This window comes from Synechococcus sp. N5 (assembly GCF_900473925.1).
Taxonomy (GTDB): Bacteria; Cyanobacteriota; Cyanobacteriia; order PCC-6307; family Cyanobiaceae; genus Parasynechococcus.
In genome coordinates this window covers 468,997-491,633 of sequence record NZ_UCNI01000001.1, presented here as the reverse complement: position 1 = coordinate 491,633, position 22,637 = coordinate 468,997, and the positions used below count along the sequence as shown (strand labels likewise).

General features: G+C 60.6%; 29 protein-coding genes. 14 read left to right on the top strand and 15 right to left on the bottom strand.

Annotation, left to right across the window (positions count from 1 at the left end):
* Positions 1 to 68: 68 nt before the first annotated feature.
* A complete protein-coding gene (locus DXY03_RS02830) occupies positions 69 to 263 on the bottom strand; it encodes a hypothetical protein (protein ID WP_115009016.1) in 195 nt (64 codons plus the stop codon).
* Positions 264 to 552: 289 nt separating this feature from the next.
* Between DXY03_RS02830 and DXY03_RS02825 the strand changes: the two genes are divergently transcribed.
* On the top strand, positions 553 to 1,059 hold the full coding sequence (locus DXY03_RS02825; protein WP_115009015.1) for a hypothetical protein: 507 nt from the start codon (positions 553 to 555) through the stop codon (positions 1,057 to 1,059).
* Between the two features lie 30 nt (positions 1,060 to 1,089).
* Here the strand turns inward: DXY03_RS02825 and DXY03_RS12700 are convergent, their stop codons facing one another.
* Entirely contained in the window at positions 1,090 to 1,224 is a 135-nt protein-coding gene (locus tag DXY03_RS12700; protein WP_006851938.1) for a hypothetical protein, read from the bottom strand.
* Positions 1,225 to 1,264: 40 nt separating this feature from the next.
* Positions 1,265 to 1,528, bottom strand: coding sequence for a hypothetical protein (locus DXY03_RS02820; protein ID WP_244272224.1), 264 nt, complete (start codon positions 1,526 to 1,528; stop codon positions 1,265 to 1,267).
* Between the two features lie 37 nt (positions 1,529 to 1,565).
* Between DXY03_RS02820 and mfd the strand changes: the two genes are divergently transcribed.
* Both mfd and DXY03_RS12090 read left to right on the top strand, forming a co-directional pair.
* Positions 1,566 to 5,144, top strand: coding sequence for a transcription-repair coupling factor (mfd, locus tag DXY03_RS02815; protein WP_115009014.1), 3,579 nt, complete (start codon positions 1,566 to 1,568; stop codon positions 5,142 to 5,144).
* Positions 5,145 to 5,223: 79 nt separating this feature from the next.
* Positions 5,224 to 5,391: a hypothetical protein gene (locus DXY03_RS12090; protein WP_006849887.1), complete on the top strand. Its 168-nt coding sequence runs from the start codon at positions 5,224 to 5,226 to the stop codon at positions 5,389 to 5,391.
* A gap of 1 nt (position 5,392) precedes the next feature.
* Here DXY03_RS12090 and DXY03_RS02810 read toward each other — a convergent pair whose 3' ends face one another.
* Genes DXY03_RS02810 through DXY03_RS02795 form a run of 4 tightly spaced genes read right to left on the bottom strand, consistent with a single transcriptional unit; the run spans position 5,393 to position 8,955 of the window.
* Entirely contained in the window at positions 5,393 to 6,742 is a 1,350-nt protein-coding gene (locus tag DXY03_RS02810; RefSeq protein WP_115009013.1) for a S41 family peptidase, read from the bottom strand.
* 34 nt (positions 6,743 to 6,776) lie between these two features.
* Positions 6,777 to 7,973: a (E)-4-hydroxy-3-methylbut-2-enyl-diphosphate synthase gene (gene ispG, locus DXY03_RS02805; RefSeq protein ID WP_115009012.1), complete on the bottom strand. Its 1,197-nt coding sequence runs from the start codon at positions 7,971 to 7,973 to the stop codon at positions 6,777 to 6,779.
* Positions 7,974 to 7,978: 5 nt separating this feature from the next.
* Positions 7,979 to 8,557 (bottom strand): uracil-DNA glycosylase, encoded by a 579-nt coding sequence (locus DXY03_RS02800; protein WP_115009011.1) that lies wholly within the window; start codon positions 8,555 to 8,557, stop codon positions 7,979 to 7,981.
* Positions 8,554 to 8,955, bottom strand: a complete 402-nt coding sequence (locus tag DXY03_RS02795; protein ID WP_115009010.1) for a VOC family protein — start codon at positions 8,953 to 8,955, stop codon at positions 8,554 to 8,556. The genes DXY03_RS02800 and DXY03_RS02795 overlap by 4 nt, the downstream gene beginning before the upstream one ends.
* Positions 8,956 to 9,041: 86 nt before the next feature.
* On the opposite strand from DXY03_RS02795, the gene DXY03_RS02790 reads away from it, so the two are divergent.
* Genes DXY03_RS02790 through DXY03_RS12085 form a run of 6 tightly spaced genes read left to right on the top strand, consistent with a single transcriptional unit; the run spans position 9,042 to position 14,288 of the window.
* On the top strand, positions 9,042 to 10,220 hold the full coding sequence (locus tag DXY03_RS02790) for a pyridoxal phosphate-dependent aminotransferase (protein WP_115009009.1): 1,179 nt from the start codon (positions 9,042 to 9,044) through the stop codon (positions 10,218 to 10,220).
* A 27-nt stretch (positions 10,221 to 10,247) separates the two neighbouring features.
* A complete protein-coding gene (locus DXY03_RS02785) occupies positions 10,248 to 11,171 on the top strand; it encodes a putative selenate ABC transporter substrate-binding protein (RefSeq protein ID WP_115009008.1) in 924 nt (307 codons plus the stop codon).
* Positions 11,168 to 11,872, top strand: coding sequence for a phosphonate ABC transporter ATP-binding protein (locus DXY03_RS02780; RefSeq protein ID WP_115009007.1), 705 nt, complete (start codon positions 11,168 to 11,170; stop codon positions 11,870 to 11,872). The genes DXY03_RS02785 and DXY03_RS02780 overlap by 4 nt, the downstream gene beginning before the upstream one ends.
* Positions 11,851 to 13,383: a phosphonate ABC transporter gene (locus DXY03_RS02775; RefSeq protein WP_115009006.1), complete on the top strand. Its 1,533-nt coding sequence runs from the start codon at positions 11,851 to 11,853 to the stop codon at positions 13,381 to 13,383. The genes DXY03_RS02780 and DXY03_RS02775 overlap by 22 nt, the downstream gene beginning before the upstream one ends.
* A complete protein-coding gene (locus DXY03_RS02770; protein ID WP_115009005.1) occupies positions 13,380 to 14,066 on the top strand; it encodes a GDSL-type esterase/lipase family protein in 687 nt (228 codons plus the stop codon). Before DXY03_RS02775 ends, DXY03_RS02770 begins: the two co-directional genes overlap by 4 nt.
* 54 nt (positions 14,067 to 14,120) lie before the next feature.
* Positions 14,121 to 14,288, top strand: a complete 168-nt coding sequence (locus DXY03_RS12085; RefSeq protein WP_011364263.1) for a hypothetical protein — start codon at positions 14,121 to 14,123, stop codon at positions 14,286 to 14,288.
* Positions 14,289 to 14,291: 3 nt separating this feature from the next.
* Here the strand turns inward: DXY03_RS12085 and DXY03_RS02765 are convergent, their stop codons facing one another.
* A complete protein-coding gene (locus tag DXY03_RS02765) occupies positions 14,292 to 14,456 on the bottom strand; it encodes a PCP reductase family protein (RefSeq protein WP_115009268.1) in 165 nt (54 codons plus the stop codon).
* An 83-nt stretch (positions 14,457 to 14,539) separates the two neighbouring features.
* Here DXY03_RS02765 and DXY03_RS02760 point away from each other — a divergent pair, with 83 nt between their 5' ends.
* Both DXY03_RS02760 and DXY03_RS02755 read left to right on the top strand, forming a co-directional pair.
* A complete protein-coding gene (locus tag DXY03_RS02760; RefSeq protein ID WP_115009004.1) occupies positions 14,540 to 15,052 on the top strand; it encodes a sigma factor in 513 nt (170 codons plus the stop codon).
* Positions 15,053 to 15,103: 51 nt separating this feature from the next.
* A complete protein-coding gene (locus DXY03_RS02755; protein WP_115009003.1) occupies positions 15,104 to 15,295 on the top strand; it encodes a sigma-70 family RNA polymerase sigma factor in 192 nt (63 codons plus the stop codon).
* On the opposite strand, the gene DXY03_RS02750 is transcribed toward DXY03_RS02755, so the two are convergent.
* Positions 15,296 to 16,015 (bottom strand): TIGR00297 family protein, encoded by a 720-nt coding sequence (locus DXY03_RS02750; protein ID WP_244272222.1) that lies wholly within the window; start codon positions 16,013 to 16,015, stop codon positions 15,296 to 15,298.
* Positions 16,016 to 16,101: 86 nt separating this feature from the next.
* Here DXY03_RS02750 and DXY03_RS02745 point away from each other — a divergent pair, with 86 nt between their 5' ends.
* The gene (locus DXY03_RS02745) at positions 16,102 to 16,518 is read left to right on the top strand and encodes a hypothetical protein (protein WP_115009001.1); all 417 of its coding nucleotides are present in this window, start codon (positions 16,102 to 16,104) and stop codon (positions 16,516 to 16,518) included.
* On the opposite strand, the gene DXY03_RS02740 is transcribed toward DXY03_RS02745, so the two are convergent.
* Both DXY03_RS02740 and DXY03_RS02735 read right to left on the bottom strand, forming a co-directional pair.
* Positions 16,508 to 17,239, bottom strand: a complete 732-nt coding sequence (locus DXY03_RS02740) for a 16S rRNA (uracil(1498)-N(3))-methyltransferase (RefSeq protein WP_115009000.1) — start codon at positions 17,237 to 17,239, stop codon at positions 16,508 to 16,510. The two genes, DXY03_RS02745 and DXY03_RS02740, sit on opposite strands and share 11 nt — an antisense overlap.
* A complete protein-coding gene (locus DXY03_RS02735) occupies positions 17,232 to 17,681 on the bottom strand; it encodes a DUF3531 family protein (RefSeq protein WP_115008999.1) in 450 nt (149 codons plus the stop codon). The genes DXY03_RS02740 and DXY03_RS02735 overlap by 8 nt, the downstream gene beginning before the upstream one ends.
* 41 nt (positions 17,682 to 17,722) lie before the next feature.
* On the opposite strand from DXY03_RS02735, the gene DXY03_RS02730 reads away from it, so the two are divergent.
* Both DXY03_RS02730 and hslO read left to right on the top strand, forming a co-directional pair.
* Positions 17,723 to 18,361, top strand: coding sequence for an ABC transporter ATP-binding protein (locus tag DXY03_RS02730; RefSeq protein WP_115008998.1), 639 nt, complete (start codon positions 17,723 to 17,725; stop codon positions 18,359 to 18,361).
* A 14-nt stretch (positions 18,362 to 18,375) separates the two neighbouring features.
* Entirely contained in the window at positions 18,376 to 19,293 is a 918-nt protein-coding gene (gene hslO / locus DXY03_RS02725) for an Hsp33 family molecular chaperone HslO (protein WP_115008997.1), read from the top strand.
* 3 nt (positions 19,294 to 19,296) lie between these two features.
* Here the strand turns inward: hslO and DXY03_RS02720 are convergent, their stop codons facing one another.
* The 4 genes from DXY03_RS02720 to DXY03_RS02705 all read right to left on the bottom strand — a co-directional run bounded on the left by DXY03_RS02720 (position 19,297) and on the right by DXY03_RS02705 (position 22,629).
* The gene (locus DXY03_RS02720; RefSeq protein WP_115008996.1) at positions 19,297 to 19,992 is read right to left on the bottom strand and encodes a CPP1-like family protein; all 696 of its coding nucleotides are present in this window, start codon (positions 19,990 to 19,992) and stop codon (positions 19,297 to 19,299) included.
* Between the two features lie 42 nt (positions 19,993 to 20,034).
* Positions 20,035 to 20,256 carry a hypothetical protein gene (locus DXY03_RS02715; RefSeq protein ID WP_025362298.1) on the bottom strand — a complete coding sequence of 74 codons (222 nt, stop codon included), beginning with the start codon at positions 20,254 to 20,256 and terminating at the stop codon, positions 20,035 to 20,037.
* A 69-nt stretch (positions 20,257 to 20,325) separates the two neighbouring features.
* Entirely contained in the window at positions 20,326 to 21,972 is a 1,647-nt protein-coding gene (locus DXY03_RS02710) for a peptide chain release factor 3 (protein WP_115008995.1), read from the bottom strand.
* A 6-nt stretch (positions 21,973 to 21,978) separates the two neighbouring features.
* Entirely contained in the window at positions 21,979 to 22,629 is a 651-nt protein-coding gene (locus tag DXY03_RS02705) for a trans-aconitate 2-methyltransferase (protein WP_371637575.1), read from the bottom strand.
* Positions 22,630 to 22,637: the final 8 nt, after the last annotated feature.

Below are 22,637 nucleotides of genomic sequence, written 5' to 3'. Positions count from 1 at the left end.
GGGGAATGGCCCCTATGGGGCGGTAATAAGATCAGAGCTCTGTCGCGAAGGGATGCTCAGCTAATAACTCAACTGCGGAAGTTGAACTCCAGTTTCGTTTTGGGCTTTTGGTACTTGATTACATTCATCACCTGAAGACCAGTATTTTCAGACTTCCTCTCCTCGGCAAGCGCTTTGAGGATCATGGAGCCTGAGGCCTGCCAGTCTTGATCGACTTCGATCAATAGCTTGGCTCGTGAGTAGTACTCCGCAGCTTTAGCCAAATAATCAGATTTATGGCTTGATGTCTTTGAAGATATTGCCGTTGTGATGGATCTCACTTTCTCTGGAAGAATTATACAGCATGCTTTTCAGTGCAGATAAATTACTTGAGGCCTGCAATCCCGTAAGCGCGTTTTAGACCAAGGTGATTGGCCAAACCACGAGGAATCGATAACCAGCTGAGGCGGATGCTCCTTGTGAGCGTTTTTGGCCTGAATGTCACCTGATATATCAACGTTTTGAATCTTTAACCTGCAAAATCCACCAGCTGCACTTGCGATAAGGTCAGTCATGGATGACCCCACCCTTGTTGTACGGCAGCTGATCAATGAGCTTCGGGATGACATGTCCGAAGCGGGCCGTGAACTCAGAAATCGCAGCACTTGGGATCTCCAATGCCCCGTCGTCATCATTGATGCACGTACCGAACCCAACCGGGTAGTTCGTACCTCAGTTCGCGGCATCACTGGTGCCATCGCCACCAGCAACGTGATCGATGATCCCTTGATGCGGTCGTTTCTGGATCGCTTTCGTGAAGTCGGGGCTGATGAAGCCCTCAATGAATTTCGGCAGGGTCCGGAGGCAGAACGTTTCTCAGAGCTCTGGGACATCTACAACGACGAAGCCCAACAGCAGGGTCTAGCGGTCTGGTCCCACAGTGACGCCGCCAAATTTGTGCTCAAGTCGAAAACTTGTTTTGACGATGGTCAGCTGGCCTGTGTTGCCATTACGTCGGGAGACCATCGTGATGCCCACGACGTGCTCACCTTTTCAGTGGATGCCTGCTGGTTGTCTTGAGCGCCGGTTCGGCCTTAAACGCACCGGAATTCAGGAGCGAATCAGTTGCACAACAACAAAAAGCGCTGAAGCTGCCAGAGGCCAAAGCAACCAGGTCAACTGAGGAATGGTGAGGGCGAGCACAAGCCCGATCACGAAGAAAATCAGAAAACGGCCGAGGGTCATGAAGTCACCAATACCGACGTATTGAACCGAAAACCCCGCCTCAGGCCAGTTTTTCGCGCCTTGAGCTGGGAGCTGGTTCGGGGGTGAACAGGATCGGGACCGAGGAAGCAACCAGCACGCCGCCCACAGTCAGCAACACCAGCAGCGGAATGGGCCGGACCAGGGGCTGACGCTGCAACGGTGTCGCGCAGCTGGAGCAGAGCAGAACACCCCCCTTGGGTGGATGCAACACCAAGGCCCGGCCGCAACAGCAGGAGGGGCAGCGGTAGCGCGGCATCGACCGGTGAAACGCAGCTGCAGGCACCTTATTGCGAAGATCATGGATTGCCGAGGCCTGCTCCATGCCGCTCCGTTCCCTGGTGACCAAGTTGCAGGAAACTGCACTCACCGGTGAGCTTGATGAGCGCTCAAGCCGCCCCGAACGTTTGCTGATGCGCGGGGCTGGTCGTTGCAGCCGAGCTCTGGTGGCCAGCGCGCTCTCACAGCGGCGGGGCGCACCTCTGCTCGTGGTGGTGCCAACGCTTGAGGAAGCGGGACGCTGGACAGCGCTGTTGGAATTAATGGGATGGAGCCAGGCCAGCCTGTACCCCACCAGCGAAGGCTCTCCCTATGAACCCTTCGATCCCACAAGTGAAATCATCTGGGGGCAACTTCAGGTTCTGAGTGACCTGCTGGGGGAACCCAACGCGGCGTCCTGGGCCATCGTGGCCACGGAACGTTGTTTGCAGCCCCATCTCCCCCCGCCGGATGTTCTGAAAACAAAAACGCGCACCTTGCGCAAAGGGGATGAGGTTGATCTGGAGGCACTGGGCGAGACCCTGGCCCAACTTGGCTACGAGCGGGTCACCACCATTGAGCAGGAGGGGAGCTGGAGCCGTCGCGGCGACATCGTCGACATCTTCCCGGTGAGCAGTGAGCTGCCTGTTCGACTCGAATTCTTCGGAGAGGAGCTCGACAAACTGCGGGAATTCGATCCCGCCAGCCAACGCTCACTGGATCCCGTCGATGCGCTTCGACTCACACCAACAGGGTTTGGGCCTCTGATTGCGGACCAGCTCAGGGAGACGATGCCCGATGGACTAGAGCAATTGCTTGGTAGCGAGGGCACAGAGCAGCTTCTGAACGGCGGGACCCCGGAAGGAATGCGCCGGCTGATGGGGCTCGCTTGGGAGCAACCCGCCTCGCTTCTCGACTACCTGCCGGACACCACAACAGTGGTGATCGATGAGCGACGCCAGGGCCTAGCCCACGGAAAACAGTGGCTCAGCCATGTGGAGGAACATCACCACGACATGGCTGCAGAGGCGGGTCTGGACGAGGGCGATCGTGATCGGCTCTGGCCAGCGGTTCTGCACCGTGAGATTGAAGCCGCCTATGCCCTAACGGAGGTCTTCCATGGCTTTGATATGGCAGAACTGCTCGAAGTCGACCAGCACCCCAACAGCTTTGACCTCGCCAGCCGCCCTGTTGCGGCCTACCCCAACCAATTCGGAAAACTCGGGGAACTGATCAAGGGATTTCGATCCGAACGCACCGCGGTTTGGTTGGTGTCTGCACAACCCAGCCGAGCGGTTGCGCTGCTGGAGGAGCACGACTGCATCAGTCGGTTTGTGCCGAACGCGGGAGACAGCAATGCCATTTCCCGTCTGATTGAGCAGAACACCCCCGTCGCCCTGAAGGTGAGGGGCACTGCCGAACTTGAGGGTTTGCAGCTGCCGGCTTGGCGGATTGCGCTGGTCACCGACCGTGAATTCTTTGGCCAGCAGAGCCTCAGTTCCAGTGGCTATGTGCGCCGTCGTCGCAAGGCCGCCAGCCGCACGGTGGATCCCAACAAGATGCGCCCGGGCGATTTCGTGGTGCATCGGAACCATGGCATCGGCCGCTTCAAAGCCATGGAAAAACTCGCGATGTCAGGCGACATACGCGACTACCTCGTGGTGCAGTACGCCGATGGAATCCTTCGGGTTGCCGCCGATCAACTCGGCAGCCTTGGGCGTTATCGGGCCACGAGTGAAACACCCCCGCAGCTCAACCGTATGGGTGGCACGGCCTGGAACAAGGCCAAGGAACGGGCCAAGAAGGCGGTACGCAAGGTTGCCCTTGATCTGGTGAAGCTGTACGCAGAACGGCAACAGGCCGCAGGCTTTGCCTTCCCCTCCGACGGCCCCTGGCAGGTGGAAATGGAGGAGTCGTTCCCCTATGACCCGACGCCGGATCAACTGAAGGCCACGGCCGACGTGAAGCGGGACATGGAACGGCAGGAGCCGATGGACCGACTGGTGTGCGGGGACGTTGGCTTCGGCAAGACCGAAGTTGCGATCCGCGCCATCTTTAAAGCCATCACCGCTGGGAAGCAAGTGGCGATGCTGGCCCCAACCACGGTGTTGGCTCAGCAGCACTGGCGCACGCTCTCGGAACGCTTCGCGCCATATCCGATCAAGGTGGCTCTGCTGAATCGTTTCCGGACAGCGTCGGAACGCAAATCCATTCTCGATGGCCTGAAGCAGGGAACCATCGACGCCGTGGTGGGAACCCACCAGCTGCTCAGCAAAGGAGCGTCATTCCAAGAGCTTGGTCTGTTGGTGGTGGATGAAGAACAGCGCTTCGGTGTGAACCAGAAGGAAAAGATCAAAGTGCTGCGGAAGGACGTCGACGTGCTGACCCTGTCGGCAACGCCGATTCCCAGAACGCTCTACATGAGCCTTTCGGGGGTGCGGGAGATGAGCCTGATCACCACACCACCGCCACTGCGCCGTCCGATCAAGACGCACCTGGCTTCTCTGGATCCGGAGGCGGTGCGCAGCGCCATCCGCCAGGAACTGGATCGTGGGGGCCAGGTGTTTTATGTGGTTCCCCGGGTGGAAGGAATCGAGGAGGTGGCTGCAGGCCTAAGGGAAATGCTGCCAGGCCTGAAGCTTTTGGTGGCTCACGGTCAGATGGCCGAGGGCGAACTGGAGAACGCCATGGTGGCGTTCAACGCCGGTGAAGCCGACGTGATGCTCTGCACCACGATTGTGGAAAGCGGCCTGGACATTCCTCGTGTCAACACGATCCTGATTGAGGACGCCCACCGCTTTGGCCTGGCCCAGCTGTACCAATTGCGGGGACGGGTCGGTCGCAGTGGGATTCAGGCCCATGCCTGGTTGTTCTATCCGGGCAACGCATCGCTGAGCGACACCGCTCGTCAGCGGCTGCGCGCCATTCAGGAGTTCGCCCAACTGGGCAGTGGATACCAGCTCGCCATGCGGGATATGGAGATCCGTGGGGTCGGAAATCTCCTTGGCGTGCAGCAGAGCGGCCAGATGGAAACTATCGGCTTTGACCTTTACATGGAGATGCTGCAGGAATCCCTGGCCGAAATCCAGGGTCAAGACATCCCCAGCGTTGAAGACACCCAGGTAGACCTCCCCGTCACGGCCTTTGTGCCTGCGGACTGGATCACTGATCCCGATGAGAAGATCGCGGCCTACCGAGCTGCCGCCGACTGCCTCACCGCCGAGGCACTGGTGGAGCTGGCTGCGGGTTGGGCCGATCGCTACGGAGCGCTGCCCGCTGCCGTGGTGTCGCTCCTCCAGCTGATGGAACTCAAACTGCTGGCAAAGCGGTGCGGCTTCTCCAGGATCAAACCGGAGAAGCCCAACATCGTGCTCGAAACTCCCATGGAGGAACCGGCGTTCCGTTTGCTGCGCCAGGGGTTGCCCCAGCATCTGCATGGCCGCTTGGTGTATCAGGCCGGCAGCGGCATCCAGCACAAGGTGATGGCCCGCGGTCTTGGTGTTCTCCCCATGGAGAAGCAACTGGAACAGCTGATGGAATGGCTGCGTTTGATGGCAGCCCAGATTCCCGATGCCGATGGCAAAACGGAGGCACAGCGGCAGGAGGAACTGCGTGCCAAGAATGCAGAGGTGGTTCAGGTCTGAAGCCTGAACCCAATTCTGAGAAAAACGTTACCAACCACGCAATTCTTCGTTACATTGGTGCCAGCGAAATCCGTTGGACATGGGTGAATTCGTCGAAATCGGTGCTGGTGGCGTCTCTCTGGAACTGATTAGCGGCGTTTTCTGTGCCACCGCCCTTGGTGTGTATGCCCTGTTCCAGCCCGGCGCTTCAGACGACGACGACTCCAATGGTGGTGGCGGCGGCGGACTGATGCAGCCGATCTCCTGAGCTACTGCAGCGCGTAGCTGAGGTTGGCTCGACCGGGTTGATAGGTGTTGCCCGCCTGAATCTTCTTCAATTGGTTCATCAGGGTCCCCTCAGCTGTCCGGTACTGACTGTCCTTCTGGGTACCCAGGTCTTCAACCGAGAAGTTCTTGATCTCCTGCTTCGACATCGCCGCTTCGATGTCCGGTTGGATTCCGTTCTTATGAATATCGGTTCCCTTGGGTGTCAGGTACTTCGCGATGGTGACCGTCAGACCCGATCCATCGGCCAATCCGCGAACGGCCTGGACAAGCCCTTTGCCGAAGGTCTTCTGTCCAACGAGTTGGGCACGGGAATTGTCCTGAAGTGCACCTGAAAGAATTTCGCTGGCACTGGCGGATCCCTGGTCAATCAGCACGACCAGAGGTTTATCGGTGATTGCACTACCCGTGGCGCGCCTCACATCGCGGATTCCTGCGCGGGTTCGGGTGCTGACGATGGTGCCTTCGTTGAGCCATTGGCGGGCGATGTCCACACTGGCCTCAAGTAAGCCGCCGGGATTGCTGCGTAGATCCAGCACGTAGCCCTCAGCAGCCTGTGATTCCAGATCCTTGATGGCCGCACGCATCTCACGCGTGGCGTTGGCATTGAATTGCTTGAGACGGATATAGCCCACTTTGCGGCCATTGGGCGCCGTGTTGAGCATCGCTTTCACGGCATGAATCTCAATGCGCGCCCGTTTCAAGGGCACATCCAGCACCTGACCCTGGCGCCTGAGTCCCAGCACCACATCGGTGCCTTCCGGACCACGGATCAACTTGACGGCGTCCTCAGTGGTCATGCCTTTGGTGGAGGCACCATCGATGGACACGATCACATCCTTGGGCTGAATGCCCGCACGGGATGCAGGGGTGCCCTCAATCGGAGAGACAACAATCAGCTCTTTCGTGTCTTTGTCGAGACTGAGCTGGATCCCCACGCCCATCAACTCCCCGGAGGTGTCGATCTGCATCTCCTTGAACTCCTTCGGATCAAGGAAACGCGTGTAGGGGTCATCAAGGCTGGTCAGCATGCCCCGGATCGCCTCGTAGGACTCGGCGCTGCCCCCGTAGGACTTGCGCAGCAGATTGCTCCGCAACTGGCGCCACGTTCTTTCGTCGTAGGAGCCCGTGGAATCCAGGTAATCGCGATAAACGATCTGCCAGACCTGATCAATCACCTCCTTGGGGCTGTCGTGAATCGATCCGCCGGAGACCGATGGCAGGGAAAGACCTGGCGAGCTGATGCCCAGGGCGGTGACCACACCACCAACCCCCAGCATCAACAGCAACGGAGTCGACCGAACCAAAGAACGCAGGCGCTGACTCCGAACCATGGCCCTTCAGGACTGATTCTTCAGACTAACGAGATTAGGCGGGCTCCACCCAGCGACCGTCCTCTTTGATCAACTGGATGAGGGCTTCAACGCCCTCAGCTTCAGGCACCTTGCGGATTTCATCTCGACCGCGATACAGAGCAATGGTTCCAGGCCCTTTGCCCACGTAGCCGTAATCAGCATCGGCCATCTCTCCGGGTCCATTGACGATGCATCCCATCACAGCAACGTCAAGACCCTGGAGATGCTTGGTGGCATCCCGAACCTTATGCAGCACCTCTTCGAGATTGAACAGGGTGCGACCGCAGCTGGGGCAGGCGACGTACTCAACCATGGTCTTGCGCAGACCCAGGGATTGGAGAATCGAGTAGCAGACGGGGATTTCCTTTTCAGGAGCCTCCGTCAATGAGACCCGGAGGGTGTCTCCCAATCCATCGGCCAACAGGGTGGCAATGCCTGCGGTGCTCTTGATCCGGCCGTAATCACCGTCACCGGCTTCGGTCACGCCCAGGTGCAGAGGGTAATTGAAGCCTTCCTTGTCCATGGTGTCCGCCATCAGGCGATAGGCCGCAAGCATCACCGGCGCCCGCGAGGCCTTCATCGAAATCACGATGTTGTGGAAATCAAGTTCGTGGCAGATGCGCACGAATTCCATCGCTGATTCGACCATCCCCTCAGGGGTGTCGCCGTAGGTGAACAGCATCCGCTCCGCCAGGGAGCCATGGTTCACACCAATTCGCAGCGCCTTGTTCTGATCCCGCAGCAGGGTGACCAAGGGCTCGAACGTCTCACGGATGCGCTGGCCGATGGCGGCAAATTCTTCTTTGCTGAACTCCTGCCGATCAGGATCGGGCTTGTCGAAAACAAATAGCCCGGGATTGATCCGAACTTTGTCGACATGCTTGGCGACTTCAAGGGCGATTTTGATGCCGTTGTGGTGGACATCCGCCACCAGGGGAACCATGCAGCCCTGCTCTCGAAGTGCAGCACGAATTTTGGCCATGGCCTTCGCATGGCCAATCGAAGGCGTCGTCACCCGAACGATTTCACAGCCAGCTTCCACAAGCCGAAGGATTCCTGCGACGGACCCATCTATGTCGAGGGTGTCCTCGTTGATCATCGACTGAACAACCACAGGATGCTCACTGCCGATCGGCACATCACCCACCATCACGGTGCGGGTCACACGTCGATGGATCTTGGTGTCGTAACGCCGATCCAGGGCAGTCATGAAGCTCAGCTAGAAGCAACCCAAGGCTCGCACAGGCGCTGTTGGACTGCGGCCAGGTCCTGTTGTGTCAGATCCAGGGGCGCGCCGGCTGCTTTGGAGGGATTGCGCAGCAGATAAGAGGGGTGAAAAATCGGCATCACCGCCCGTCCATTCCAGCTCTGCCACTGCCCACGAAGCTGGGTCATGCCCCCCTTGATGCCAAGGATGGTCTCCACAGCGGTGGCTCCCGTCAGCACGATCACCTTGGGGTCAACGGCCTCCAGTTGAAGGTCAAGCCAGGCCCGACAGGCGGCCAACTCAGCTTTTTTCGGCCGTCGGTTGTTGGGCGGCCGGCATTTGATCGCGTTGCAGATGTAGAGGTCATGCTCGGGATCCAGATCCACATCCCGCAGCAGTTGATCGAGGGCACGTCCTGAACGGCCGACAAACGGGACGCCCTGAGCATCTTCCTGAGCCCCTGGTGCTTCACCGATCAGCATCAGATCCGCTTTGGGATTGCCGCGGCTGATTACGACGGTCTGGCGCGAACTGGAGAGGTCACAGGCAGTGCAAGAACTGCAGGACTCCAGGCTGGAGAGAGTCATGACATCGAAGCAACAGAGGCAAGGGGAGCCAGGAGCAACAGGGGATTACCCTCCGGATCTTGGATCCAGGCCTCAGCACCAAAGGGCTCAAGCCGCGCCTCCTCGAGGAGCGATCCACCACGCTTCAGGGCGTTACTGAGCAGCCGTTGAAGTTCAGGCAGGGGTTCCTGCGATGGGGAGAGCCTCAAACAGGGCGCCAGCGCTCGCCCTCGGATGGGAAAAGAGCGCCGGCGTGAAGGCCTGTAGATCTCCAGCTGGGTGCCATCGCTGAATTGAACGATGCAGTGGTGCTCCGCCAGCCCAGGCTTCAACGTGGCTTGAAACAGCTCGCTGTAGAACGTCGCCAACCTGGCGCTGTCTTCCGCAGCCAAGACCCAGCTGATCTGTATCGCATTCATGGGCGCTGAGAAATCAAGGTTGTCTGCGACACCATCTGCGGCAGGATGATGACGTTTTAAACGCACCGCGGGGAGGTGCGTTACCGATGCCGCGCCCGCCAGAACTTTCCGACCGGGCTGTCGCCCTCAAACCGTCGCTGACGCTGGAGATCAGCGCCAAGGCCAAAGCACTGCGCGACAGCGGTAAGGACATCTGCAGCCTCAGTGCCGGTGAGCCGGACTTTGCGACGCCTCCATTCATCGTTGAAGCGGCTCAGCATGCTCTGGGATCCGGCTTCACCCGCTACGGCCCCGCCGCGGGGGACCCCGATCTGCGTGCTGCTCTGGCCCACAAACTGAGCGTCGAAAACGGGATTCCAACCCAGCCCGAGCATGTGCTGGTCACCAACGGTGGCAAGCAAGCCATCTACAACCTGTTCCAGGTGCTGCTCAATCCCGGCGACGAAGTTCTGGTGCCGGCGCCCTACTGGTTGAGCTATCCCGAGATGGCGGCCTTGGCCGGGGCGAGCACCAAGATCATCCCCACCAAAGCGGAAGAAGGCTTCCGTCTCGACCTCGATCTGCTGGAGCAGCAGATCACCTCACGCAGCCGACTGCTGGTGATCAATTCCCCTGGCAACCCCAGCGGCCAGGTGATGACACGGGCCGAACTGGAGGCCCTGGCCGCGCTGGTGGACCGTCACCCCCAGCTGATGGTGATGAGCGATGAGATCTATGAATATCTCCTGGCCGATGGTCAGCAGCACTGCAGCTTTGCGGCCATTGCCGAAGAGATCCGCTCGCGCTGCTTCACCGTGAACGGCTTTGCCAAAGGCTGGGCGATGACCGGCTGGCGCCTCGGTTATCTGGCTGGAGATGCTGCAGTGATCAAGGCTGCTTCAGCCCTGCAGAGCCAGAGCACCAGCAATGTGTGCAGCTTTGCTCAACGGGGTGCCCTTGCAGCGATCGAAGCGTCCCGAGATTGCGTGCGCGAGATGGCCATCAGCTACAACCGCCGCCGAACTCTGCTCACTGAAGGGCTGCAGGCTTTGGAGGGCATCATCCTGACGCCCCCTCAAGGGGCCTTCTACGCCTTCCCCCGGTTGCCGGATGGTGCGCCTGATTCGATGGAGTTTTGCCGGCAAGCCCTGGAACAGGAAGGCCTGGCCGTGGTTCCCGGTCTGGCCTTCGGCGACGACCGCTGCATTCGACTCTCCTGTGCCGTAGCGGATGAGACGATCAACGATGGACTTATGCGATTGAAGAGACTGCTTCGTTCCTTCTGATCCGATCTGATCACTTCCTTTTTCTGAATGTCTGTACGAGAACGCAGGGCCGTGGTGGCCACCGGTTTGATTGCCGGCCTCGCCCTCACGGCCAATGTTTCCAGTTGCGGCGCACCCCAGAACGACGCCGAACAGGCCGTTCTGCAGATCGGTGCCATCCCCGACCAGAACCCCGAGAAACTCAATCGCCTCTACGGCACGCTCTCTGCGGAACTCAGCGAAAAGCTGGATGTTCCCGTGCGGTATGCGCCGGTGAGCAATTACGCGGCGGCGGTGAGTGCCTTCCGCACCGGCAGCCTTGATCTGGTCTGGTTCGGTGGACTCACCGGTGTGCAGGCCCGGCTGCAGACGCCTGGAGCCCGGGTGCTGGCACAACGGGACATCGATGCAGAGTTCACCAGTGTGTTCATCGCCAATGTCGCCAGTGGTTTGCGCCCCTTCACCAGTGCCGACCAACTGGTTGAGCTGAAGGGACGCCGACTGGCCTTCGGTTCGGAGAGTTCCACCTCTGGCCGCCTGATGCCCCAGTTCTTCATGGGGGAAAACGGCGTGAAACCTGAGGATCTGGCGGGGGGCGGCCCTGGATTCAGCGGAAGCCACGACGCCACCGTTGCCGTGGTGCAGAGCGGTGCCTACGAGGTGGGCGCCTTGAACGAGCAGGTCTGGCGTAGCAATGTGGCGGACGGCCGCGTGGATCCCGGCAAGGTGTCGGTGATCTGGAGGACACCGCCCTACGTGGATTACCACTGGGTTGTACGACCCGGTCTGGATGAGCGCTTTGGCAAAGGTTTCACCAACAAGCTGCAGAGCGCGTTGCTGGACTTGTCGGCAGACACAGAGAACGGCGCCACGATTCTTGAGTTGTTCGGTGCCGAACGCTTCATCCCCGCCAAGGACGAGGACTACGTGATGATCGAAACGGTGGGTCGCCAACTCGGAAAGATCCGTTGACGGCGCTGCTGGAGCTGCACCAGGTCTGCCTGGGGCAACGGCTCCAACCAATCACCCTCACCCTTCGTGCTGACCAGCGTGTGGTTTTGCTCGGTGCCAGTGGCGCCGGAAAAACCACGTTGCTGAAGCTCTGCAACGGGGCCTTAAGCCCCGAAGCAGGATCCGTGCACTGGTGCGGTCGCCCCCATCAGCAGTTGTCCCGCCGGCAACGGTGCCAAATCGGCACGCTCTGGCAGGACCTGCGCCTGGTGGAGGAACTGAGTGTGATCCAGAACATCAACAGCGGTGCCCTGGGACGCCATGGGCTGCTCTGGGCGATTCGAAACCTGCTGGGTCCGCTGGACCCAAACACCTGCCTGGAGCTGATGCACCAGGTGAAACTGGAGGCCGATCTGCTTGAACAGCCCGTGCGTGAGCTCTCCGGAGGGCAGCGCCAACGGGTGGCTCTGGGCCGTCTGTTGCATCAGCGGCCTGAACTCGTGCTGGCGGACGAACCCCTCTCCGCCCTTGATCCCAGCCTCGCCGAAGACGTTCTCAACACCCTGCTTCTCTTGCCGGGCTGTCTGATCAGCCTGCATCGGCCGGATCTGATACACCGTTTCGATCGGGTTCTGGGGCTCCGTGGTGGTGCCCTGGTGATCGATGCGGCTCCAAACACCATTCATCGGGATCAGTTGGAATGGCTCTACGCATCGGCCTGAAGCCAGCCCTGCCGCTGATCCCATTGCTGCCGGGCCTCAGCCTGCTCGGCATTCTTGGGGTGCTGTTGCGCGATGGTCACGGCGGCGGACTTTCAGTTCTTCAACAGTTCGCGGCTGGGGCCGTGCAGCCCTCCATCGATCCCATCGTTCTGGGCAGCTTGCTCAACGGGCTCCAGATCACCCTGGTGATCGCTGTGATGTCCTGGGGCATCAGCAGTGTTCTCGGCGTGGGTCTCGGACTCCTGAGCTCAAGCACCTTCTGGGAAATCCAGGCGGGCGTGCGTTGGCCTGCCGTGATCTTGCGCCGTTGGCTGGCGCCCCTGCGCGCTGTGCATGAACTGATCTGGGGGCTGTTGTTGCTGCAGGTGTACGGGCTGAATGGCTGGGTTGCAATCTGCGCCATCGCGATTCCCTACACGGTTCTGATGGCGCGGGTGATCGCCGATCAGGTGGATTGCCACGTTTCACCGGCCATTCCCGTCCTCAAGGGAGCCGGCGCCTCGCCATGGGCGGTGATGCTCACCGGGCTTGTCCCACCGCTGGCAGAGCCGATCAGCGACCACATCGGCCACCGCCTCGATTGCGCACTTCGTTCAGCCTTGATTCTGGGCGTTTTCGGCCTCGGAGGACTGGGGACAGACCTCAGCCTCAGCCTGCGCTCGCTCCAATTTCAGGAGCTGTGGAGTGGGCTTTGGATGCTGGCCATCGCCATGGTGGTGCTCGACCGACTGCTGCGAACGCTGCGCGGCTGGTCACGCATGCTGATTCTTCCCGTGGCCATGGCCAGCCCCGGGGTTGCCCTTGGCTGGGGAACACAGCTGGATCTGCAGCTGGCCTGGCCAGTGGCTGAGTGGTCGATGGTTGTTGGCAACCTCATCGACGGATCCCAGGGATTCAATGCTGCCCTTGAGATCTCCTGGCCCGGGGTGATTGGTGCCACGGTGTGGATCACCCTGATCGCCGGTTGTGTTGCCACCGGCCTTCCACCGCTGTTGCTGCTGGTTTGGCCCAGCCAAGCCAGCCTGCGTTTGCAGGGAGTGGCGTGGGGGGCGTTGCGACTGATCCCGGCCCCTCTCACCGCACTCCTGCTGCTGATGCTGGCCAAACCAAGCTTGAGCCTGGCGGGGCTGGCCCTGGGGCTGCACCACGGCGGTGTGATGGGTCGGGTGCTGATCGACGACATCCGCAGCACGGGAGTGAGTTCCGCCCAGACCATGAAGGCCTGCGGCGCCCCCAACCGGGTGAGCTGGCTTTACGGCCCCCTGGCGGATGTGAGTCGCGCTTACCTCACCTATGCGACCTACAGATTGGATGTGATCCTTCGCGACACCGCGATCATCGGCATGGTGGGGGGAGCTGGTCTGGGCTGGCAGCTGATGGAAGCCCTCAGCTCGTTTCATTGGTGGTTGGTGCTCTGGATCGTGCTGATCTCCGCAGTGCTCACACTGCTGGGTGAGAGCCTGGGGGAACGACTTCAGGGGAGCTGGAACAGCCGGGCCATGGCCTTATGAGCGGTGCGAACGACGCCCCCCGTCAGCTGATCGTGCTCGGGGACAGTGGCGTGCATGGTTGGGGTGACCATGAAGCGGGTGGCTGGTGCCAGCGACTGCGCCTGCGCTGGATGAACCTGCCCTGCGCTCCAGTGGTGTACCCCCTGGGCATCCGCGGGGACGGCCTGGAACGCGTGGCCGCCCGCTGGCGCAGCGAATGGAGCTGCCGCGGCGAACTGCGTCGCCAAACGCCGGGCGGACTTCTGCTAAGTGTCGGGCTTAATGACACCGCCCGCGTTGGTCGGACCGACGGCAGACCCCAACTGGATGTGGAGGCCTTTTCGTTCGGCCTGGGACAACTTCTCAATGAGATGACCCAGGAGGTGCAGGTGTTTGTGCTGGGCCTCACTGCGGTGGATGAGCACGTAATGCCCTTTGCCGGCTGCCTCTGGTACAGCAACAGCCAGATCGCGGCCACGGAGGCCGTGATGGCTGAACAGTGCCGTGAGGCTGATGTGCCCTTCCTGTCCATGCATCAGGAGATGCAGGAGGAGCCCGACTGGTTGACCTGGATGGAACCCGATGGGATCCATCTCAATGCCGATGGCCACCGCTGGCTCGACCAGCGCTTGGTTCAGTGGGCGCCTCTGCAGGAGTGGGCCGGACTCGCTGCTCTTAACACATCAACACCTATCAGCATGTAAACGAGACCGACGGGGGCGACTAATGTGTGGCTCTCCTGACATTGGTGATCGGACTTGGGACCTGACCGCTCTGCACAACGCGCTGCCGGCCACCCCCCTGCCCAGCGCAAAACCACGCTCAAGTGGGACGAAAACGGTGAACTCACAGCCCTGGATATGGCACGCATCGTTGACCGCTTGACCCAGCCGGAACTGCAGCGCTGCGATCTCGACCCCTCCTGAGGATCAGCTCGGAGCCATGGCCTGCTTGGCGGATTGGTAGAAATCCAGGTCGATGTCGGAACGTCCATCTGAATCCGCCATCGCCTCAACGCGTTTACGAACAGCAGGCCGTACGAAGAACGGAACATCTTTCTTGAGTGCTGCCAGTGCTTCTGGTTGCCAGTCCATCAATCCAAAACCGTTGCACCCATGATCCGGCACGAAAGTGCCGATCTGCGGCACCAAAGGGCCAACCGCTTCGGGGCTGAGGGTTGAACCGTTGGATCAGTTGCACTGATCCTTTGATTTCTCAACGTCACCTGCGCCAGGAGATCCGGCGTGGACTGCCGCCCTGCATTGCACGACGCAATCAGCAGGCTCTCAAGCACCTGGGCCTGGCCCACTGCGCGGCCCGTCGCCAACAGCAACGCGGGCCTGAAGAGTTCGACGACCTGCTGCAGGAGTCCCGGGTTGGATTGATCCGTGGCCTTGATCGGTTTGATCAACAACGAGGCCTCCGCCCCAGCAGCTATCTGCTCTCGCGGGCCACCGGCCAAATCCTCCACTTCCGCCGCGATCGATCACGCACCATTCGGATTCCCTGGCGACTGCGTGATCTTTACGCAGCCGGAATGAAGATCCAACGGGAACGCGAACAGAACCGGCAACCGCTTCTCAGCAATCAGGACCTTGCTACCGAACTCTCGGTTCGACCAGAGCGCTGGGCTGCCGCCGTTGAGAGCCATGGAGCCAGCCAGGTCGTCGACCTGGCTGCCAGCCCTTGAGAGCCAGCAAGCTCGAGGGCGGAGGATGAACACCTGGACTGGCTGAAGAGCGTGCTGCACCAGGTGGATGGCCTGGCCGGCACGGTGCTGCAAGCCCACTTGATCGAAGGCCAGACCCTCAAGGATCTGGCTCAGGTTATGAATTGCAGCCGTTCAACCCTGCGCCTTCATCTCCATGAGGGCGTTCAACTGCTGCAGCAATGGGCCCATCGCGATGGTCTGATGCCCATCCAAACCAGCTGATCAGAGCACCATCAGCAGCATCGCCAGAACTGCGGCCAAGAGGGTCTGGAGAGCATTGACCAGCTCATTGCTCAACCAGGCCACACGATCCTGCACCAGGGCACCAAGCAGGCTTTCGCCGAGGGTCGCCACCAGGCCAACCAACATCACCAGCGCTGCCACAGGCCATGAAGGAACCAGCTGCAGGGCCAGCATCACCAGGGTCATGGCGATGCTGCCGGCGGCACTGGCCAGGGTTCCCTCAAGGCTGATGGCTCCTTCGGTTCCTGGTGGAACAACCCGCAGGCTGGTGATCAAAACCGTGGTGCGCCCGAATCGTTTGCCGATCTCACTGCCGAAGGTGTCGGCCAACTTGGCGGCAAAACTCGCCGCAAAACCAACCAACATCAGCTCACGGGACTCGACACCAGCACCGATGAGCAGTGCCAGGAAGGCTCCAACGGCCGCAGAACCCCAGACGTTTTCAGGGCCGCGCTGCCCACCGCGGGCTTCGGCAAGGCCCCGGCTCTGCTTGTTCTGAAAGCCGATCTTGGTGACCAGACTTCCCAGACAGAGATAGGCGACCACGGCCAACCAGCCCGACCACCCCAAACACCCCCACAGGATCGTGCCCAAGGCAGCTGCATGGACCCAACCACTGCGGGTGAGCACAGATGTCCGCTGCGCCAGGGCGATCAAAACCGTGTTCACTAGCAGGGCCTGAATCCAGAGTGCTGACATCACACCGTGTTGCAGTGCCCTAAGCATCTCCTGCCTGCGGCCATTGCAGAGGGAGAATCGGGTGCGTTCGTTCTCTGGTCGACCGGATGGTGTTCAACAGCAACAAGGGCTTTTTCCTCACCCTGGATGACGCCGCCGCTCCGGCCACCCTCGAGCTGCCTCAACAAGAGGCTCCAGCAACCGAAGACGTACCGGTCGAGGCAGCAGTGGTAGCAGCCTCCGAGCCTTCGGTGGTTGCCCAGCCTTCAGCCCCCGAAGCTGTTGAAGAGACCGTTGCAGAAGCCAGCGCTGCATCCAGCGCTCAGCCCGCAGCCATACTCACCACAGCAGAAGCGATCGCGGCTGAACTGGCTGCAGCAGAGGCAGCCCGCCCAGAAGTGACCTACTCCACCTTTGCCCCCAGCAACCTCATGCCTGGTGGCGGACTGCGCCAGCGCAGCCGCCGGCCTGGAGCAGCTCTGAAATCCTTCCGGGGGATCGCTCAGGATCTGTTCAAGAGCTGATCAGCTGATCACGCCAACGAACCAGTTCCACGGCACCAGCCACCGCGGCTGTCGAACTGCGCAGGATGGTTGATCCCATCTGGACAGGCTGAATCTGGGCTTGGGTGAACTGCTTCAGTTCCTCTTCGGTCCAGCCCCCTTCCGGGCCGACCATGAGCCATGTGAGCTGAACAGGATCGGCCTGGTGACGTAACCATTGATCCAAGGCCGGTGGTGCCGTCTCGCGGGTCACCCCCACCAGACGCTGGCCCCGCTCATCTCCCATCCATTGGGATAGGTCATTGAGATCGAGCAGCTGTGGCGTCCACAACCGTTCGCACTGCTCCACCGCTTCACGAATGATCGTGGCCCAGCGCTCGGGTCGGTGGTCGGCCTGGGGAACACAGCGATCGCAGCGGAGGGGCTGAATCCGATCAATCCCGAGCTCACATGCCATCCGGACGACCTCATCCATCCCACGCCGCATCAAGGCCACGGCCAGACCCAGCTGAGGTTGGGCCTGTGGCTCAATCAGTTGCGCTGGCCGATCGAGCTCGAGCAGCTTGGCTTCCATCAGGGTTGCGGTGGTGAGACGGCCGCAACCATCGATCAGATCCACCTGCTCGCCAATGCGCAGGCGCAACACTCTCCGCAGGTAGTGCTGCTCTTCGGTGTTGAGCAGAACCGATCCACCCTGCTCCAGACGATCCGGCGACAGAAGCAAGCGCCGGCGTTCAGCCATCGGCAGGAAAAACGCTGTCGGGATGGTCTTCAACCGGCCAATTTTCATTGACCCCACCAACGACCAGCTCTTCGATCTGAACCACGTCGGAGTCCAGTTGACGCAGAGCATTGATCAGAACATCGATGGCAACTCCATCCGACGTACCGAGATCTACCCAGCAACGTCCCCAGTCGTTCTGGTATTCGAGCTGCCCCATGTTGTGCATCAGGGCTGGCATCGCCGACTCAGCCCCATCGTTGTCGTAGGTCATCCAACTGAGATCGGAGCCCGCTTCATGCACCTGCAGGTTTTCTGCGTTGAAGCCGCCCAAACGCCCGATCACGTACCAGCTGTCGAAGACACCATCGACGTAATTCCGTTCCCCCTGACTGGGGGGTTCCGAAAAACGGATCCACAACCAGCAATTGAAGGGATCGACTTCACGAAAACGAATGTCCATGGGGCCATCGCGACACCGTCATCATCGTTCAAGCTGAACGCATGCTCGAGCTCTCAGGAATCACTTATGCACCTGCTACTGCCGGTGCTCCCATCCTCGACGGCGTCGGTTTTCAGACGCAGAAGGGACGGCCGCTGCTGATTGCTGGCGCCAGTGGATCCGGAAAGACATCGCTGCTGGAAATCATCAGTGGCCTGGCATCAGCCACATCTGGCAGCATCCGCTGGAACGGCAGCGCAGTGAAACGACGGCAGCTGCGCTGGCTTTGCGGCATCGTTTTCCAGTTTCCTGAGCGCCATTTCCTCGGGCTGAGCGTGGCTCAGGAACTGCGGCTGGGGCATCGGCGGCTCGGTCATGAGCGCGAACAGAGCGTGCTCGAACGGGTTGGCCTCGACAGCATCGCCTCCACAACGGCGCCAGAACGGCTGAGCGGCGGACAGCAACGGCGGCTTGCCCTCGCCGTGCAAATGCTCCGCGGCGCTGAAGTGCTCCTCCTGGATGAACCCACCGCAGGTTTGGATTGGTCGGTGCGACGGGACGTGCTTGATTTGCTCGCCGACCTCGCCCGTGAGCAGGTGTTGATCGTGGTCACCCATGAACCCGAGCTGTTTCAGGACTGGGACTGCCAAAGACTGCGCTTGCAGGGCGGGCGGCTCGAACCGATGACTACATTGCCCTGAGCTTCCGAGGGGATATGGCCGACCGGCTGGTGCGTGCAACAGCCGCTGAGGGCGGCATCCGATTGGTGGCGGTATCAACAACCAACATCGTGCGTGAGGCGAGGGAGCGCCATGGTCTGTCGTTCCTCGCCAGCGTGATGCTCGGACGAGCCATGGCCGCTGGATTGATGCTGGCCAGTTCGATGAAGGTGCGGCACGGCCGGGTGAACCTGCGCCTCGGTTCCGACGGACCGATCAAGAATTTAATGGTGGATGCCGGCCGTAACGGAACCGTGCGTGGGTACGTGGGCGAGCCGGGCCTGGAACTCGACCCGATTCAGGATGAAGCAGGCCATTTCAGCTTCAACTTCAAGGAGGCCGCTGGCACCGGCTACCTCCACGTGATGCGTGATGACGGTAAGGGTGAGCCCTTCAACAGCACCGTTGAACTCGTCAGTGGAGGAATTGGTGAGGATGTGGCCTCCTATCTGCTCCACTCCGAACAAACTCCTTCAGCCGTGTTTGTGGGTGAGCAAGTGAACAGCGCCGGCATCCATGCCAGCGGTGGCCTCCTGGTTCAAATCCTTCCCAAAGCAGCGGAAGAGCCGGCCCTAGTGGAGCTGATTGAACAGCGTTGCCGCGAGATCACTGGATTCAGTCAGCGGCTGGCGGCAAGTGGAGACCAGCTGGAGGATCTGCTTCGGGACGTCTTCCCCGACCTTGATCCCAAACCCCTCGACGATGCCGAGGCCAGTCAGGAACTTCGTTTTTTCTGTCCTTGCAGCCGTGAACGCAGCAAAGCGGCACTGCTCCTGCTGGGCAGGGACGAACTCACAGACATGCGTGACAAGGACGGTGGCGCGGAACTGACCTGCCACTTCTGCAACGACCGTTATGACGTGAGCGCTGCGGAGCTGCAGGAGCTGATTGACGGACTACCGACGGCGGCCTGATGCTCAGGCCAGGAACAGGGCTGCAGCCCACAGCAGCAGAGCTGCAGGCAGAGCCTGGATCTGCAGAGGGCTGAGAGCCAGCTGTTCAACAGCAGTGGGGGAGAGCGCCAGGTTCAGCAAAGAGCCTGCCGCCAAGCCCAGGATGAGCACCAACAACGTCCAGCCCAGGGATGCCAGTGGGCGGCGACCACGGCGAACCTGACTGAGAAAAACGCCGATGGTTGCCAGGGCCAGCACCAACTGAATGCTCCCGGCCGAGATCAGCAACAGAGCAACGCCGACGATCCCTGCAATCAGGCGAACGGAACGCCCCTGCCCTTCCACCAGGGCCCAGTCAGGCTTGAGGCCGGAGAGGGTCGGGGAGGGATCGGGCAGCCTGTTGCGGAGATTCGCCAACACGTTGCCCATCGGTGCCTGAGCTGGCGGAGAAGGCATGGATCCCGCCATGGCCTCCCGCTCCGATGCCGTCGCTGCAGCAGCACTCACCTGACCCTGTTGCCGGTCCCGCAGGCGAGCCATCAGGACAGCGTCGTAGGCCGCTTCGATCTTTGCTCGGGCCTGATCATCACCGGAAACCTCGGCGAGACAGCGTGCTTTGGCCGCCTGAACCTGATCAAAGCCCGCATCACGGCTCAGGCCGAGACGGGCAAATGGATCATCTGCGTTTGCATCGGGACCAGATTCACCCAGGGCTGCCATTGCGTCGATCGGGTTCCTTTTGATGAGCGTATCGGGGCCTGTTCAGAAGAGGGGCGCACCGTGACGAAAACCTTCGCTGCGTTCCAGCCTGCTCCGACAGCTGAGGGCATCCACCCGGTTCATCCAGGAGCGGCGCTTGATCAACGGCATCTGAGGAGGAAGGTGGTAGCCCTCCAGCATTTCCACCGATTCGTCATCACCACGGAAACACACGTATTCGGTGCCGCCGTCAGCGCTGTTCCTCAGCAGCCAGAACGTACTCACGGAAGTTGAAGGCGCGGCACGATTCTGGCGAGAGAGCCGTGGAGGTGTGGATGGGGTGATCGGCGCGATTCAGAGACTGATCGGCTCCACTCCACTCACCACCGGGGCAACACTGCTGAGTTCAAGATCGGGGTGGTCTTCCCGAAGCTGGTTGAGATTCCACTCGTTCTTGAACAACAGCACAGGCCGATTCCAGGCATCACGCACGGTTTTGCAATTGAAAATCCGGCCCACCTTTTCGAGTTCAGCCCAACCGCCGTTGATCCAACGGGCAACCTGGAAACCCATGGGCTCAAGACGGGTTTCCACGCCATATTCGTTTTCAAGCCGGTGCTGCACCACCTCAAGCTGGAGTTGTCCAACGGCCGCCAGAATTGGATCCCGCTTGCTCTCGTCGGTGTCATAAAGGATCTGCACAGCTCCCTCTTCCCGCAGCTCGTTCACCCCTTTTCGGAAGTTCTTGAAGGCTGAAGGGTTGGGGTTGCGCAGCCAACTGAAAATTTCAGGGCTGAAACAGGGAATGCCTTCGTATTCCACTTTCGAACCCACATAGAGGGTGTCGCCAATGGAAAACATGCCGGGGTTGTTGAGACCGATCACATCACCCGGATAGGCGTCTTCCACCACGGCTCGGTCCTGACCGAACAGCTTTTGAGGACGTGAGAGACGGATCGCTTTGCCCGTGCGGGCGTGCTTCACCGTCATGTCTTTTTCGAAGCGGCCGCTGCAGACACGAACGAAGGCCACCCGGTCGCGGTGCCTGGGGTCCATGTTGGCCTGAAGCTTGAACACGAAGCCGCTGAACCCTTCACGCAACGGGTCCACCAGACCTTCGCTGCTGGATCGGGCGATCGGCCGTTGCGCCATCTCAAGGAAGGCGTCGAGGAACGGACGGACCCCGAAGTTGGTCATGGCCGAGCCGAAGAACACCGGGGTGAGCTCACCGGCATGGACCATCTCGATGTCCAGCTCGGCACCAGCCGCCTCCAGGAACTCCATTTCTTCAATGGCCAGATCCAGCAGGTCCTCTTCCACCAACTCGCGCAGGGCAGGGTCGTCCAGCGAGAGGCGTTGCTCACTGGCCTGTTTGCCGCGTTCAGCACGGCTGAACAGAACCACCTCCTTGCTGCGGCGATCGATCACACCTCGGAATTGCTCGCCACTGCCGATCGGCCAGTTCACCGCCCAGGGGGTGAGGCCGAGTTCCGACTCGATTTCATCGAGCAGGGTGAGCGGTTCCCGCCCCGGGCGGTCCATCTTGTTGATGAAGGTGAAGATCGGGATCTGCCGCATACGGCAGACCTCGAACAACTTCCGGGTCTGAGGCTCCAGGCCCTTGGCGGCATCCTCCAGCATCACGGCGTTGTCCGCCGCTGCCAGAGTTCGGTAGGTGTCTTCGGAAAAATCCTGGTGACCTGGCGTGTCCAGGAGGTTGATCGTGGTGGCGTCGTAATCGAACTGCAGCACCGTGGAGGTGATTGAAATGCCCCGCTGCTTTTCAAGCTCCATCCAGTCGGAGGTCACCTTGCGCTGCTCACCCCGGGCTTTCACCGCACCGGCCTGTTGAATGGCACCGCCGTAGAGCAGCAACTTCTCTGTGAGGGTTGTTTTTCCCGCGTCCGGGTGGGAAATGATCGCAAAGTTGCGACGGCGATCCACCGCCGAGGCCAAAACCTGGGCCAGATCACCATCAGTGGTCGCTTGACTGCCGCTCATCGGATTTCAGGACTTCACCAAGCCTGACACCACCAGATAACGGTCGTCCTCCGCCGACACCGTCAACTCGTCGAGATCAAGCCGGTGGAGCTCTGCGGTCACCTCCTGAGGTTCGAAGGCCGCCGCCAGCGAGGCAGCGAAATCGTGCTGCAACACCTCTGGAGCCGATGGCAGGTGTTTGAGCAGCAGCTGTTGAATCTCAGCGTCGGAAGCAGGACGCCGCAGATCGCGGTGCAAGGTGCGACAACCCGGTGCTGCCAAGTCTCTGGTGACCATCCAGAGCAGATCAGGCTGGTGCAGGTGATGCAAAAGGCTGTTGCTGACGATCAGATCAGCCTGCTCAAGCAAAGCACCTCGAAGCACCTCCTGAAGGGTCTGACAAAGGAAGGAGATCTCCAGCTGCTGCTGCTGGGCCCGCTCCCGGGCGACAGCCAGCATCGATTCGGCTCCGTCAATGCCGATAATCCGAGCCTTGGGGAAGAGGCCGGCCAGCCGAAGCGTGATGTTTCCAGGGCCACAACCCAGGTCCACCACCAGTGGATCAGGCGGCAAAGGCGATGTGCGTGAGAGGAGACGCTGAATCGCTTCGATGGTGGCTTGATCGCCGGAACTGAAGTCGGCAGCGGCATAGGCCTGCACCTGCGTGTCGCCGTTCATCAACTCAG